This window comes from Kitasatospora sp. MAP5-34, from assembly GCF_029894335.1.
Classification (GTDB): domain Bacteria; phylum Actinomycetota; class Actinomycetes; order Streptomycetales; family Streptomycetaceae; genus Kitasatospora.
The window spans coordinates 195698-209890 of sequence record NZ_JARXZC010000006.1 but is presented as its reverse complement, the minus strand read 5'-3'; the positions used below and the strand labels follow the sequence as shown (position 1 = coordinate 209890).

General features: G+C 69.3%; 11 protein-coding genes. 7 read left to right on the top strand and 4 right to left on the bottom strand.

The genetic code is table 11. The annotated features are described in order from the left end of the window. The first annotated feature begins 100 nt into the window (after window positions 1–100). Together P3T29_RS09045 and P3T29_RS09040 are read left to right on the top strand one after the other, a co-directional pair. Window positions 101–1891, top strand: coding sequence for a hypothetical protein (locus P3T29_RS09045; protein WP_280715774.1), 1791 nt, complete (start codon window positions 101–103; stop codon window positions 1889–1891). A gap of 271 nt (window positions 1892–2162) precedes the next feature. Beyond that, complete coding sequence (locus P3T29_RS09040; protein WP_280715773.1) at window positions 2163–2417, top strand: hypothetical protein; 255 nt, start codon at window positions 2163–2165, stop codon at window positions 2415–2417. Window positions 2418–2563: 146 nt separating this feature from the next. Here P3T29_RS09040 and P3T29_RS09035 read toward each other — a convergent pair whose 3' ends face one another. Next, window positions 2564–3478 (bottom strand): C1 family peptidase, encoded by a 915-nt coding sequence (locus tag P3T29_RS09035; protein ID WP_280715772.1) that lies wholly within the window; start codon window positions 3476–3478, stop codon window positions 2564–2566. Between the two features lie 424 nt (window positions 3479–3902). Continuing rightward, the gene (locus P3T29_RS09030; protein WP_280715771.1) at window positions 3903–4286 is read right to left on the bottom strand and encodes an isochorismatase family protein; all 384 of its coding nucleotides are present in this window, start codon (window positions 4284–4286) and stop codon (window positions 3903–3905) included. Window positions 4287–4937: 651 nt separating this feature from the next. Between P3T29_RS09030 and P3T29_RS09025 the strand changes: the two genes are divergently transcribed. After that, on the top strand, window positions 4938–6443 hold the full coding sequence (locus P3T29_RS09025; protein WP_280715770.1) for a cytosine permease: 1506 nt from the start codon (window positions 4938–4940) through the stop codon (window positions 6441–6443). Between the two features lie 177 nt (window positions 6444–6620). Further along, complete coding sequence (locus P3T29_RS09020) at window positions 6621–8603, top strand: potassium transporter Kup (protein WP_280715769.1); 1983 nt, start codon at window positions 6621–6623, stop codon at window positions 8601–8603. Between the two features lie 279 nt (window positions 8604–8882). Here the strand turns inward: P3T29_RS09020 and P3T29_RS09015 are convergent, their stop codons facing one another. After that, window positions 8883–9698 carry a PIG-L family deacetylase gene (locus tag P3T29_RS09015; protein WP_280715768.1) on the bottom strand — a complete coding sequence of 272 codons (816 nt, stop codon included), beginning with the start codon at window positions 9696–9698 and terminating at the stop codon, window positions 8883–8885. Between the two features lie 236 nt (window positions 9699–9934). Between P3T29_RS09015 and P3T29_RS09010 the strand changes: the two genes are divergently transcribed. The 3 genes from P3T29_RS09010 to P3T29_RS09000 all read left to right on the top strand — a co-directional run bounded on the left by P3T29_RS09010 (window position 9935) and on the right by P3T29_RS09000 (window position 13344). Beyond that, a complete protein-coding gene (locus P3T29_RS09010; RefSeq protein WP_280715767.1) occupies window positions 9935–10189 on the top strand; it encodes a DUF3311 domain-containing protein in 255 nt (84 codons plus the stop codon). After that, the gene (locus tag P3T29_RS09005; RefSeq protein WP_280715766.1) at window positions 10186–11664 is read left to right on the top strand and encodes a sodium:solute symporter; all 1479 of its coding nucleotides are present in this window, start codon (window positions 10186–10188) and stop codon (window positions 11662–11664) included. Before P3T29_RS09010 ends, P3T29_RS09005 begins: the two co-directional genes overlap by 4 nt. Before the next feature lie 177 nt (window positions 11665–11841). Continuing rightward, on the top strand, window positions 11842–13344 hold the full coding sequence (locus tag P3T29_RS09000) for an FAD-binding oxidoreductase (RefSeq protein WP_280715765.1): 1503 nt from the start codon (window positions 11842–11844) through the stop codon (window positions 13342–13344). 61 nt (window positions 13345–13405) lie between these two features. Here P3T29_RS09000 and P3T29_RS08995 read toward each other — a convergent pair whose 3' ends face one another. Then, window positions 13406–14053: a GAP family protein gene (locus P3T29_RS08995; RefSeq protein ID WP_280715764.1), complete on the bottom strand. Its 648-nt coding sequence runs from the start codon at window positions 14051–14053 to the stop codon at window positions 13406–13408. Between the last annotated feature and the right edge of the window lie 140 nt (window positions 14054–14193).

Below are 14193 nucleotides of genomic sequence, written 5' to 3'. Positions count from 1 at the left end.
GGTACCTCACCCCGCTCGAAACCCGAGCCAGGCTGCAGCACGACTTCACCCCCGCAGCGTAAGCAACCGCTGTCCAGGATCAGGGGGGAACTTCAGCGCGATGAGGCTCGAGGACCCGCGGGGTGAGCCGCTCGACGTGCTGGAGCGCGTGATCGACGCGGTCTCGCCCGGATACGCGGAGGCGATGGCCGACCGCACCCGCTGGGGCATGGCGAAGTTCTGGGCGACCACCGCCGCCGAGCAGGGCGTCGACATCTTCGACCAGCGCGCGATGAACCGGTTCACCGAGCGCGCCCAGCGCGGCCAGATCCCGTACGACGAGGCGGCGTTGGAGGCCATCGTCCGCCGTCACCGCCTCACCGGCCCGGCCACAATGGACCGTGCCGAGTCGCAGCTGCCCGTCACGCTTCCGAGCGAGGACGAGTTGCGGGCCGCCGCCGTGGCCGTCCCGCTCACGGGTCAGCTGGCCGCGCTCGCGCAGTGGGCTGGCAAGGACGGGCGGGAGCTGACGAAGCTCGGGCGGCTCAAGCTCGTCGACGCCCGGGAGCTGGCGGGACTGCTCTCCACCGGCGACCGGCCCGGTTCGCCGCGCAGCAGTACTGATCTGCCGCGCCTCAACGTGGTCTTCGAGTGGGCGAAGAAAGCCCGTGTGGTCCGCGCGGCGAAGGGCCGCCTGTTCGCAGTGGCCAAGGCGCAGCCGCTGCTCAAGGACCCGCTAGCGTTGTGGCTGCGGGCCTTCGAGGCGTTCTTCGAGCTGCGCGAGGCGCTGATCGGCGACCGGGACGGCTACCGGCCCACCTCCATGCTGTTCGCGGTGTACGAGGACCTTCTGCCCGACATCCTCAACACCCTCTACAGCATCCCGCACCCCATGCCCTGGCCCCGGCTGCGTGAATCGACGCACCTGGCCTACGACACCCGCTTCCACCTCACCGGCGAGGAACTGGCACAGGAACAGTTCTGGCTGCGGCAGGCCGACGCCGACCTTCGAGACGTCCTCGACACCCTGGAGCAGTTCGGCCTCATCACCCGCGAACAGGGTACGGCCCATCCGGCCTTCCTCGACCTGCCGGCCACACCGCCCGCACCGGACCTGCCACCGGGCATGCCCCCGGAGCTGGCCGCCCTTCTCGGCACCCCGGCACCCAACCCCGACGCACCACGCCGCTCCCAGGAGCTGCGCGACGAACTCACCACCGGCCCGGTCGAACTGATCCGCCTCACCGACCTCGGCACCCACGCCGTACGGCTACGGCTACTCGCCGAGGGCCGCGACGCACCCCTCATCGGCGAACTCACCAGCGCCCCGGCCGCCGGACTGCTCGGCGTCCTCGCCGAGCACTACGACCCCGCATCCGCGCGCCTCGAACTCGCCGCCTGGACCGACGCACGCGGCGGCAGCGACCCCGCCCTGCGCGAGCTCATCCAGGCCGTACGCGACACACCATGGCACACCCGCGCCCAGGTACTGCTCGACATCTTCACCACCTCACTGCCGGACGGCGAAGGGGAACAGCTCCTGCGCACCCTGCGCGACGACCGGCAACTCGCCCCGACCGCACTCAGCGTCCTCACCCACCACGAAATCCTCGACCCCGACGATCTCACCGAGCCCGAACAGCTGCTGATGCTCACCGAGCAACTGCTCCAGCTCCTCGAACTTGGCGGCCCGGACGCCACCGCACAAGCACTGTTCTCCCAAGGAGGCAGCCAGGCCAGCGAGATCATCACCGCCGCACTCGCCTCCGGCCACCCCGACCAAGCCGGACTCGCCGCACTCCGCACCCTCGCCGACGGCCCACTGCGCCAACGCTCCGCCCAGCTCGGCCGCCTGAAAGCCACCCGCACCCGCCAGCGCAGCACTCGTGGCAAGGGCAAACGGCGACGCTGACCACTGGGCCGATGCGCCGCCGATCCCCAGCAACTCACTCTTCCGGGTGAAATCCTCCCCACAGCCTTTCGCGGCAGCCTGCTCGCGACCAAACTGCTAACAGGAACCGGGCATCACACCCGCCGTTCTCCCAAAGAGACGGAGCAGCGTCAACGCGGTCGCCGCAGATCAGGACCTACCCAGGTCCAACACCGCAGACGCCCACTCCAGGGTGGACGGTGGTTCAAGTCCCCCCTCGGACACCGACTGATACCCCACGGGGATCAGGAAAGTGCTGGTTGAGATTCATCTCAACCAGCACATTTTGCTTTCCGGAATGGTAGGTCAGGTCCAGCCCGAGCTGCTGGTACAGCTCGGTGCGGTCGGCAGTTTCGGCATCAGCGAGGACGGCGACAAGGTCGCTGTTGGCCCGAACGCCGCCGCCCGCAACCTCATCCGACTCCACACCTGGTGGAACGGCATGCCCCTCGACCGCGCCAACGCCACTTCGACGGAATCCAACTCGGCCTCACAGCACAGAAGTTGAAATTAGCCACCAAGATCCCGCAGTGCTTCACTTCTCGGTGCAGTCCTCGGTGCACCGAGAGGTGCAGCCGCCGTGGCGATGGGGCCGCCAGGCTTGCGGCGACCGTCCGCCCGGAACCCGGCCGCGGCCGGGTTCCGGGCGGTGCGTCAGGCGAGCTTGCCCATCGCGTGGGCCTCGTCGACCACGCCCGCGTCGAAGAAGCTCCACGGGAGGTTGGCGAAGCCGCCGTTGCCCCAGTTGCTGGTGCCCCAGCTGTTCTCGATCGTCACGCCTTGGTCGTTGTAGGCCACGATGGTGATCTCGTGGCCGCCGACCACCGGGTCGCTGCTGCTGTCGCCGGGCATGTAGCTGTAGTCCGACGCGGTCTGGGAGTTGAGGTCCATGAAGCTCTGCTGGACCGAGAAGCCGATCGGCACCGGCTCGCCCTGGGAGATCGCTTCCTTGATCGCGGTTTGCGCCGCGGTGCCGCTGGTGGGCAGCTGAACGAAGCCCGAGAGCCTGTAGTTGGCCGCGTTAGCGGTCTCGTCGGCGTCCGGCTGAGTGGTGAAGTCGGTGGTGCCCTGCCAGTAGTCGGACTGGGTGTCGATGCCCTGCTGCTGCTCCATCGGCAGCGCGACGCTCGCGTAGGTGCCCTGGTCGTTGCCCTGAGCGATCTGCGAGTAGATGTACATCGGGGCCATCGGCGCGCCGCTGATGCCCTGCTCGTTCATCAGGACGCCGTAGCCGGTGTAGCCGGTGGCCCAGGTGACGCAGGAGCCGACCTGGCCCTGGTCGCCGGGGGAGAGCGCGTACCGGGTCAGGTCCGCGCTGGCCGGCGCCGCGCCGGAGCGGGCGAACGGCGCGATCGCGCTCAGATCCTGGGCGGTGGCCGCAGCGGGGCGCATCGCGTGCTGGTGGGCCTTGAGCGCGGTCAGGTCGAGGCCGGTGGCGAAGTGCTTGTGGTGCACGTGGTGCCCGGCCGGCCGCGCATCGGAGGTTACCGCGGCGGCAGTGCCGGTCATGGCCAGGCAGGACGACAGCGCCAGGGTACCGGCGATGCCGGCGGCTATGCGGGAACGCATGGATGAGCTCCTTGTGGGGGTCAGCGGCCGCTGGGGGCGGCCGGCACACCGGACCGCACCGCGTGTGGGGGCGGCCCGGTACGGAGAGCGAAAAGTGGGGGTTCGCCCTGATTGACGCAACGTCAGCCAGAGAGATGCTCACCGTAGAGGCCCAGAGCTGTACATGTCATGGTCGAAACATGACAATGGCGGGAAGTTGCCAGTATTCTTCCAGGAATTGACAGCAAACTCACAGGAAGTCAGGTTCCGGTTCTGAGCGGCGACGCCACGGTCAGTGACGGACAGACAGCCCACGACGAGCGGGAGCGGCGCGGTCAGCCCCAGCACCGCCTGTTCCGCGCCGGTCGGGGTGCGCCGGCCTATAGGGTTTCAAAAGTCCCGCATATGCGCTGACCTGTGATTTCGTCAGGTGCGCTGATCTTCGTCAAGCGATGTTGCGGTACTCGTGGATGAGCCCGTCAAGGACGTCGTGGCGCTGGATCCGCTGGGCTGGGAACGGGAGGACGCCGGCGACCGGTCGGCCGGTGGGCCGCCATGCGCGGTGGGCCGCAGACATCCGGCCGACCAGGACGGCGAACGGCATGTCGAGGGCGGCGTGGACGTCACCAGCCTCGGGGGCGGCGTTGTCGGCCAGGGCCTCGACCATGAGGGTGGCGTAGTCGCTGACGATGACGCCCGCCTGCTGCATTCGCAGCAGTCCGGCCTCCCGCTTGGCCTGGCTGAAGGTGCCCGAGGCGTCCACGGCGACGTACGCGTCGTACCCGGCGGCCGTCGCGGAGATCGCGGGCGGTGCCGCGCACACCTCCACCTGTCATCGCATCGGAAACACCCGATTCCCCCGGCCAACCGAATGAACCTGTCACCGACGTTAACTGAGTGTGCGTCAGATATTTCGTGGGCCCCCGGGCAAGGTATCGGAAGGTGTCCGCCGGGCCCCTCGGGCGAGAACCAGTTGCAGCACGTCGCGGTGGACTTCGCCGAAGGTGACTTCCTCGTACTGGACCGCCGGCCTGTCCGCCGCCTTTGCATATCCAGCCGTGCCCCTGGCCGGGCCGATACCGTCCCCGTTGAGGGTCGATTGATCACTCACGGCCGCAGGCTGCCGGCCTGCGATGCTCAACATCACCCCGTCCTATGGCGGAGACGGCCGACGTGCCCGCCCAGCTGCTCGCCTACCCGCCCACCGACTTCGACGGCGGCTACCCGTCCCGCGCCGAGAACGCCACCGGGTACATGCTCACCACCAAGAACATCGCCGACATCCAACACCTCTCTACGCCGGCGACGACCCTACGGTCCGCACCTCACCTCTCCCGGTGCCCCCTGGGGACCAATGGCATCAATCCAGTCACATCTGGAGCAAAGTACGATGGTCCAATCCGCGCGCTACGCGCGAAGAGTTCCATAAATGTTTCACATGTCTGATTTATCCCCGCTTCACACGCCCGGAGCCCACCACATGGACAACCTGTCCACCGCCGACACCGACGGCGCGATAGAGACCCGCGGTATCGAACCCGTCCCGGACCACGAACGGCACGGCAGAGTCCGTGAGCTCTTCCCGACCTGGGTCGCGGCGAACATCAGCGTCCTGCTGCTCACCATGGGTGCGGCCCTGGTGGTGTTCAACCAGCTCAACTTCTGGCAGGTCCTGATCGTCGCGGCGTGCGCTGCGGTCGCCTCGTTCGGCATGGTCGGCCTGCTGTCGGTCTCCGGCAAGTGGGGCGGGGCGCCCGGCGCCACGCTCTCGCGGGCCACCTTCGGTGTGCGCGGCAACCTGTTCCCGGGCGCGATCCTCTGGGTCGCCCGGTTCGGCTGGGAGACGATCAACGCCGTCACCGGTGCCTACGCCGTGCTGACCGTTCTCGACCTGGTCTTCGGTGTCAAGAGCAACACCGCACTGATCGTCATCACGCTCTTCCTCTTCGTCGCCTGTACGTTCCTGGTCTCCGGCCTGGGCCGGAAGGCACTGAACGTCTGCAACACCTGGTCGACGTACCTCTTCGGCGTCTTCAGCGTCCTGGTGCTCGGCTACCTGATCGTGCACATGCACTGGAGCGAGGTCTTCTCAAAGCCCGCAGGCACCACCGCGATGATGATCGCCGGGATCGGGACCATCGCCGCCGGTGGCATCAGCTGGGTCCCCACCGGCCCGGACTTCGCCCGCTACCTGCCGCACGCCGCCTCCGGCAGGAAGATCGTCGGCGTGACGGTCTCCGGCGCCGGCCTGGTCATGGTGCCGATGGTGCTGATGGGTGCCGTGATGGCGGTGGCCTCGCCCGGTCTGGCGCAGGCCGCAGACCCGGTCTCCTTCCTCGGCGATCTGCTGCCCACCTGGCTGGTCGTGCCGTACCTGCTGACCGCCATCGTGGGCATGCTGCTGATCAACAGCCTCTCGATGTACTCGGCCGGCTTCACCGCCCAGACCATGGGCGTCAAGCTGCCGCGCGCGATGGCCGTCAGCATCAACGCCGTGATCTCGCTGGTCGGCGGCCTGCTGCTGATGCTGGTCGCCAAGAGCTTCCTGGGCTCCTTCATCACCTTCCTGATCCTGCTCGCCGTCTCCTTCTCGGCCTGGATCGGCGTCTACGCCGTGGACATGTTCCGGCGCCGGTCACGTGCGGTGCGCTACGACGCCGCCGCGCTGATGGACACCGGCCGGAGCAGCCGGTACTGGTACGTGGGCGGCTTCTGCTGGCAGGCGATGGTGTCCTGGGTGCTCGCGCTGCTGATCGGGCTCGCCTTCACCAAGTGCGACTGGTTCGCCGGCCCGTTCTCCAGCACTCCCATCGGCAAGTACGGGCTCGCCTGGGCGGCGACCATCGTGATCTCCGGCGCGATCATGGCCCTGCTCCCCACGCCCCGGGAGAACACCTCCGCCACCACCGAGGAGACCGCCGGTCCCAGGGCCGAGCACGCTGAGCGCGCCGAGAAGGCAGAGCAGGCCGAGCAGGTCACTGTCTGACGCGAGCGCGCGAGCGGACGAGCGCGCGAACACACGGACGCGCGAACGCCTTGGCGCCGCCCTCCGGCCGCCGGCTCACCCGAGCCGGCGGCCGGGCGGGCGACCGAGGCGCGACCGGTTCGGGTACCGGGGGCACCCCGTCGCCTGTTGGCGCCATGCGTATGATCTCCGTCCATCATGAGTATAGAAACCGCTAAGAGCGCGCCCAACCGACCGACCGCCCCTGAATCCGGCGGCGCGCCCGACAGCAGCAGCTCCGCCCGCCACCGCCCCGCCATGGCGGCCCTGACCCTCGGCGCGCTGGGCGTCGTCTTCGGCGACATCGGTACCAGCCCGCTGTACGCGATCCAGACCGTGTTCACCGCCGACAACAACGCGGTCGGGACGACGCCGGACCAGGTGTACGGGGTCATCTCGCTGGTGTTCTGGGCGATCACCCTGATCGTGTCGGTCAAGTACGTGACCTTCATCCTGCGCGCCGACAACGGCGGTGAGGGCGGGATCATGGCGCTCACGGCCCTGGTCCAGAAGCTCAACTTCAAGTCCGTCGGCACCAAGGTGCTCCTGGTGGCGCTCGGGATCTTCGGGGCCTCGCTCTTCTACGGCGACGGCATGATCACGCCGGCGATCTCGGTGCTGTCGGCCGTCGAGGGGCTGAAGGTCTCGGCTCCGGGCCTGAGCAGTTTCGTGATCCCGGTCACGATCGCGGTGCTGGTGCTGCTCTTCGCGATCCAGCGCTACGGCACCAACCTCGTGGGCAACCTGTTCGGCCCGGTCATGACCGTGTGGTTCCTCATCCTGGGCGCCACCGGCGGGGTCGAGGTGCTGAGCCACCCCGCGATCCTCAAGGCGCTGTCGCCGGTGTACGGCCTGCGCTTCATCGTGGACCACGGGATGATCGGGTTCGTGGCGCTGGCCTCGGTCGTGCTGGCCGTGACCGGTGCCGAGGCGCTCTACGCGGACATGGGCCACTTCGGCCGGTCACCGATCCACCGCGCCTGGTTCTTCCTGGTCTTCCCGACGCTGACGCTCAACTACCTCGGCCAGGGCTCGCTCATCCTGCGCTCGCCGTCGGCGATCTCGAACCCGTTCTTCCTGCTGATGCCCGGCTGGGCGCAGTTCCCGATGGTGATCCTGGCGACCATCGCCACCGTCATCGCCTCGCAGGCGGTCATCTCGGGCGCGTTCAGCGTCACGCGCCAGGCGGTGCAGCTCGGTGTTCTTCCCCACATGACCATCCGGCACACCTCGGAGCACGAGGTCGGCCAGGTCTACGCGCCGGTGATCAACTGGGGTCTGTTCGGCGCGGTCGTTGCCCTGGTGGTGGGCTTCGGCTCGTCCGCCGCGCTCGCCTCCGCGTACGGTGTGGCGGTCACCGCGACCTTCGTACTCAACACCGTCCTCTTCCTGGCCGTGGCCCGCGTCATGATGCGCAAGCCGATCTGGATGGTCGCGCTCGGCGCCGTCGTGTTCCTGACGACCGAGATCGCGTTCTTCGCGGCGAACCTGACCAAGGTCGTCCACGGCGGCTGGCTGCCGCTGCTGGTCGCGTTCTCGATCTTCACGCTCCTGATCACCTGGCAGCGGGGTCGACAGATCGTCACCCCGAACCGGACGGCGCTGGAGGGCCCGCTGCGCGCGTTCGTCGACGAGGTCGACGCGATGGACCCGCCCGTGCACCGGGTCGACGGCACCGCGGTGTTCCTCAACGCCAACATCGAGACCACCCCGCTGGCACTGCGCGCCAACGTCGAGCACAACCACACCCTGCACAAGAACGTGGTCATCCTGTCGGCCGTGGTGGAACGGGTGCCGCACATCCCCGAAGCGGAGCGGTGCGCCTTCGACGACCTCGGCCACAGCGATGACGGCATCACGCACCTCACCGCGCGCTTCGGCTTCATGGACGAGCCGAACATCCCACAGGTCCTGCGGCTCGCCTCGCAGCACCCCGACGCGGGCCAGATCCACGGGCTGCAGGTGGAGGAGGTGTCCTACTTCCTGTCGCGGATGACGATCATCAGGACCGACGCGCCGGGCATGCGCCGGTGGCGCAAGAGGCTGTTCCTGACGCTCGCCAACAACTCGAGCAGCCCCGTCGCGTACTTCGGACTGCCCAGCGACCGGTGCGTCATCATGGGCGCCCAGGTCTCGGTGTGAGCCGATAAGGCCCAGCACTCCCGGCAGTCGGCCTCACGACCCCGGCCGTACCGCGACGCCCGTACTCCGTCGTCGTACAGCCGGGTGAGTGATGCCCGGCGCTCGCCGACTCATGCTGTGCCCATGCATCTTTCGTCGTGCCAGAGTTGGTGGCGCTCCTGGTAGGAGCAGCCACCTCTCGAGCATGACTGGGCCGTTCGAATGAACGGCCCTTTTGCGTCCCCTGGACTGCGGGTCCAGCCGCACGCCGCCCCGGAGTACCCCTCGCCCCCGGCCGGGTCAGCGCAGGCCGGCGAAGAGGTCGTCCTCGTGGTCCGGGGCGGGGACGGTGCTGAACTGCCGGACGAAGGACTCCTGGCCGAACACCCGCCGCTGGCCCTCCTCGGGCAGCCGCAGCATGAAGATGCCGTCGCCCTGGCTGGCATGGGCCTCCAGCGCCCTGCGCTTGTGGTCGACGTAGGTGGACACATCCACGACGGTCGTGATCAGCTCGTCCGGGGTCCCGAAGTCGTCGGGCAGCTCGAAGTCGCCGATGTCGGCGCCGCTCTCACGCAGCGACGAGAAGAGCTCCGCCGTCCGGCTGCGGGGAATGGCCGTGTGGTAGAACTTCGCCGGAACGCCGCTCCTCCTGATCGCCTCCACCGTGATCAGATGCGCCTGGATGTGGTCGGGGTGACCGTAGGCGCCGTTCTCGTCGTAGGTCACGACGACATCCGGCCGGTAACGCTCCATCAGCTCGGCGAGCCGCCCGGCGGACTGCTCCAGCGGAATGTTGGCGAAGGCCTCCGGGCGCTCGTTGGCCGCCCAGCCCACCATGCCGGAGTCGGGGTACCCGAGCAGTTCCACGTCGGTGATGCCCAGCAGCTCCACCGACTCCTTCAGCTCCCGCAGCCGGAGTTCGCGGACCTGCGCCTCGTCGTGGCCGGGCTCGCCGGGCTTGGCCCCACCGGGCCCGTCGCCCTGTTCGCCGTTGGTACAGGTGACCAGGACGGTACGGATGCCCTCGGCCGCCGCGGCCGCCAGTACGCCACCGGTGGACAGCACCTCGTCGTCGGGATGGGCATGTACGGCCATCAGGGTCAGTTGACGGTCCATCGGTTGCAAACCTCCGAGAGAGTCCGAGAGAGGACGGTGTTCGAAACGATCGCTCGGTACCACCGTAAGCGGTCCGCTCCCCCGGACCCGCCCACCCTGGCGACCTGCCGCCCCGCCGACCTGCCGCCCTGTCGACCTTGCCTGGGAGATGGTTGAGCGCGCACAGTCATGGGCAGTACCTCCCGGTCCCGCCGTACCTCGTCACGCACCTCCCCGACCGACCCATGGGATGTCAGATGAGCCCTCTCCCTGCCCGCAGCACAGCGCGGCCGAACCGAGCGCTGCTCCCGTTGCTCGGCGCGGTCCCCTTCGCTGGCATCCTGGGCGGCGTCTTTCTCGCCAACCGGGTGACGCCCTACGTCCTCGGGGTGCCGTTCATCCTGTTCTGGTCCGTCCTCTGGGTGGTCGCCAGCTCGGCCGTCATGGCGGTGGTCTACCGGCTGGACCCCGCCAACCGTGAGCCCGTCGACGGCGAGGAGACCACGTCATGACCGCACTCCTGGTCATCGCGGGCTTCCTGCTCCTCGCGGTCGGCCTCGGGCTGCGCGCCCGGCACGGCAAGGACATGACCCTGGAGCAGTGGTCCGTCGGCGGACGTGGTTTCGGCACGCTCTTCGTCTTCGTGCTGCTCGCGGGCGAGATCTACACCACCTTCACCTTCCTCGGCGCCGCCGGCTGGGCGTACGGCAAGGGCGGACCGGCCCTCTACATCCTCTGCTACGCCTCGCTGGCCTACGTCCTCTCCTACTGGCTACTGCCCGCGATCTGGCGGTTCGGCAAGGAGCACCGGCTGGTCTCGCAACCCGACTTCTTCGTAAAGAAGTTCGACAGCTGGCTGCTCGGGGCACTCGTCGCGCTGGTCGGCGTGGTGGCGATGGTGCCCTACCTGGTGCTTCAGCTGACCGGTCTGGGGATCATCGTCTCCAGCGCCTCCTACGGCCACATCTCCTCCCACGTCGCGGTGGTCATCGGCACGGTCGCCCTGGCCGGGTACGTGATCATCTCCGGCATCCACGGCTCGGCCTGGACGTCGGTGGTCAAGGACGTACTGATCCTGGGGGTGGTGGTCTTCCTCGGGATCTACCTGCCGGTGCACTACTCGGGCGGCATCGGACAGATGTTCCATCAGATCGACGCCACCGACCCCGGCTTCCTGACGCTGCGTCACAGGGGCTACAGCCCGGCCTGGTTCGCCTCGACCGTCCTGCTGTCGGCGCTCGGCTTCTACATGTGGCCACACAGCTTCAGCGCCACGTACAGCGCCAAGAACCCCCGGGTGTTCCGCCGCAACGCCGTCTTCCTGCCGCTGTACCAGCTGATCCTGCTGTTCGTGTTCTTCGCCGGATTCGCCGCGATCATCGCCGTCCCGGGCCTCAAGGGCGCCGACGGAGACCTCTCCCTGCTGCGCATCACGGTCAAGTCCTTCGACCCGTGGTTCGTGGGGGTGGTCGGCGGCGCCGGAGTACTCACCGCGCTGGTACCCGGCTCACTGCTGCTGATGACCTCTGCCACCTGCCTGGCCAAGAACGTCTACCAGCTCGCCCGCCCGGCGGCCACCGACCAGGCCGTCGGCCGGCTCGCCAAGCTACTGGTACCCGTGATCGCGGCGGTGGCCCTGCTGTTCACCTTCAAGGGCGGCAGCAGCCTCGTGAACCTGCTGCTGATGGGCTACGCCCTGGTCACCCAGCTCTTTCCGGCCCTGCTGCTCAGCCTGCCGACCCGGCGGGTGGTCACCAAGCAGGGCGCGGCCTCCGGCATCGTCGCCGGCGTCGCCACCGTCGCCGTCGTCACCCTCACCCACACCACCGTCGGCGACCTGCTCCCCTTCCTGCCGCAGCCGGTGAAAGACCTCAACGTGGGCGTCATCGCCCTCGTGGTCAACACCGCCACACTGTTCGCCGTCTCCGCCCTGACCCGGTCCCCCGCCCGAGTGCCCGCCGAGCCGCTTCCCGGCACGGCCGGCTGATGCGTCACTGCCTCCGGCGGGCGGCCGGCCGGCGGCGCTCCCGCGTCGCCGTGGCCCGGTGGCGTCCACCGATGGGTGTAGCCCCGCGCGCCGTCGGCCGGTTCCCGCATGAGGATGGCCGCGAAGCAGGGCCGCGTGGTCGGAACGCGGTGCGGACGGGTCTCCGGGAGATATGAGATGACGATCGATCGACGGGAGTTTCTGGCCGCGCTGGGGCTGGGCGGTGCGATGGTGGTGTCGGGGGCCTGCGGCGAGGTGGCGCGGGCTGCGACCCGTGGGGTGGCCCGGAGCGCGGCTCCGGTGCCGCCGCCGGACTGGTCGGCGTTGAAGGCGCGGCTCGCGGGGCGGCTGCTGCTGCCCGGGGACCAGGGGTACGGCGTCGCCCGGCTCGGGTACAACGAGCTGTACGACGGCCTGTTGCCGGCGGCGGTGGCCCGGTGCACCTCGGCGGCGGATGTGCGGACGTGCCTGGACGCGGCTCGCGGACACGGGGTGCCGATCGCCGCGCGCAGCGGCGGGCACAGCTACCTCGGGTACAGCGTGCCGAACGGCGGGCTGGTGATGGACCTGCGGGCGATGGCGCAGGTCCAGGTGCGGTCCGACGGGACGGTACAGGTCGGCGCGGGAGCCCGGCTGATCGAGGTGTACGCGGCGCTGGCGCAGGCCGGGCGGCTGCTGCCGGCCGGGTCCTGCCCGACGGTGGGTGTCAGCGGGCTGACCCTGGGCGGCGGGATCGGGGTGCTGACCCGCAAGTACGGGCTGACCTGCGACCGGCTGGTCTCGGCGGAGGTGGTCACCGCCGACTCGCGGGTGCTCACCGCCTCCGAGTGCTCCGAACCGGACCTGTACTGGGCGCTGCGCGGCGGGGGTGGTGGCAACTTCGGCGTGGTCACCCGGTTCACCTTCAGCACCGAGCCGGCGCCCGCGCTCACGGTCTTCGCGCTGCGCTTCCCGGCCGGCTCAGCCGCTTCGGTGGTCGGGGCCTGGCAGCAGTGGGTGGCGGACGCACCGCCGGAGCTGTGGTCGAACTGCGTGGTGTCCAGCGGCACGCCGCCGACCCTGCGGGTGGGCGGGTGCTACGTCGGGGCGGCGGACGCCCTGAACCCGCTGCTGGACCAGCTGATCGCCGCCGCCGCGACGCAGCCGAGCTCGCGCACCGTACAGGGCAAGAACTATCTGGACGCGATGAAGTACATGGCCGGCTGCGCGAACGACACCATCGCGCAGTGCCACCCGACGTTCGAGGGCGGGCGGCTGCCGCGCGAGGCCTTCGTCGCCGTCTCCCGGGTGCTGAACGCTCCGCTGGACGCGCAGCGGGTGGTGCAGCTGATGACCGGGCGGACCGGAGTGGACCTGCTGCTGGACTCGTTGGGCGGCGCGGTCTCGGAGCTCGCCCCCGACGAGACGGCCTTCCCGCACCGCTCGGCGCTCGCCTCGGCGCAGATCTACGCGAGCACCACACCCGCCGGCAAGGCGGCGGCCACGGCTGCGGTGGACGCCGTCCGGGACGGGCTCGCGGCGCTGGGCGCGACGGGGACGTACGTCAACTACATCGACGCGAGCCTGCCGGACTGGGGTACCGCCTACTACGGCGAGAACCTGCCCCGGCTGAAGGCGGTGTCCCGACAGTACGACCCGGACCAGGTGTTCACCTTCCCCCAGTCGGTGGCGAGTGCCTGAGACAGCGGCGCGAGAAGAGCACCGGATCATTCGCCGACGGCCCGCGCCAGGTGGCGGACGTTCAGCTGACGAGTTGGTAGATGCTCCTGCTCACCAGCCACAGACCGGCCAGCAGCGAGATCGCCACCACTGTCTGATCGGTGTGGTCGTCCAACCAGACGCGTAGCGAGTCGAGTCGTCGCCCTGCGGTCTGTGGAGCGAAGGCGGTGTACAGCTCCATCACGACAATGCTCGCCGTGGCCATCAGGCAGAAGGCCATCAGGGCCAGGTAGGACGCGACGCTGGAGAGCTTGAGGTGCACCACCGTCGCGGCGCCTGCGGCCACCAGCCCCCAAGGCTGCAGCAGCACCCCGAAACCGGCTGCCGCCCAGGTGGAGATGTCGTGGAGCCGCGCCGGCAGGGTGGCGGGCTTGTGCGGCCGGCCGGCCGCCCTGCGTCGTCTGTACTCACCGAAGCCGATGAACCCGAGGCCGATGGCCAGTTTGACGGCCTCGGCTGCGGTCGAAGGCGCGGTTGCCGGCCTCGGGGGCGTACCACCGGTGCCCAGGAGGACGGCCGCGATGACCAGGACCAGGCAGGCCAGCCAGGCCAGCACGAAGGCCAGCCCCTTCCGCACGCCCCGATGCGCGGTGAGGATCAGGATGAACGCGGTGTTGTGGAGCGGGCCGACACCGATCGCGATACCGATGACGAAGAGATCCAGCAGCATCGTCGAACCTCTCCTCGCCCAGGGGACGGGATCTGCCCCGCAGGGCATGTGACCCCGGGCGAGCCCCGTACCGTCAGGATGCTTCCGGGACGGCCCGAGCGCACCCGGAGGTGCTCGGGACCGTACCGGCCCACCGGGAC

What these genes read in the sequence shown, in the direction of transcription:
- P3T29_RS09045 (WP_280715774.1), top strand. Translation starts at nt 101, where the DNA reads ATGAGGCTCGAGGACCCGCGGGGTGAGCCGCTCGACGTGCTGGAGCGC.
- P3T29_RS09035 (WP_280715772.1), bottom strand. Translation starts at nt 3,478, where the DNA reads ATGCGTTCCCGCATAGCCGCCGGCATCGCCGGTACCCTGGCGCTGTCG.
- P3T29_RS09025 (WP_280715770.1), top strand. Translation starts at nt 4,938, where the DNA reads ATGGACAACCTGTCCACCGCCGACACCGACGGCGCGATAGAGACCCGC.
- P3T29_RS09020 (WP_280715769.1), top strand. Translation starts at nt 6,621, where the DNA reads ATGAGTATAGAAACCGCTAAGAGCGCGCCCAACCGACCGACCGCCCCT.
- P3T29_RS09015 (WP_280715768.1), bottom strand. Translation starts at nt 9,698, where the DNA reads ATGGACCGTCAACTGACCCTGATGGCCGTACATGCCCATCCCGACGAC.
- P3T29_RS09010 (WP_280715767.1), top strand. Translation starts at nt 9,935, where the DNA reads ATGAGCCCTCTCCCTGCCCGCAGCACAGCGCGGCCGAACCGAGCGCTG.
- P3T29_RS09005 (WP_280715766.1), top strand. Translation starts at nt 10,186, where the DNA reads ATGACCGCACTCCTGGTCATCGCGGGCTTCCTGCTCCTCGCGGTCGGC.
- P3T29_RS09000 (WP_280715765.1), top strand. Translation starts at nt 11,842, where the DNA reads ATGACGATCGATCGACGGGAGTTTCTGGCCGCGCTGGGGCTGGGCGGT.
- P3T29_RS08995 (WP_280715764.1), bottom strand. Translation starts at nt 14,053, where the DNA reads ATGCTGCTGGATCTCTTCGTCATCGGTATCGCGATCGGTGTCGGCCCG.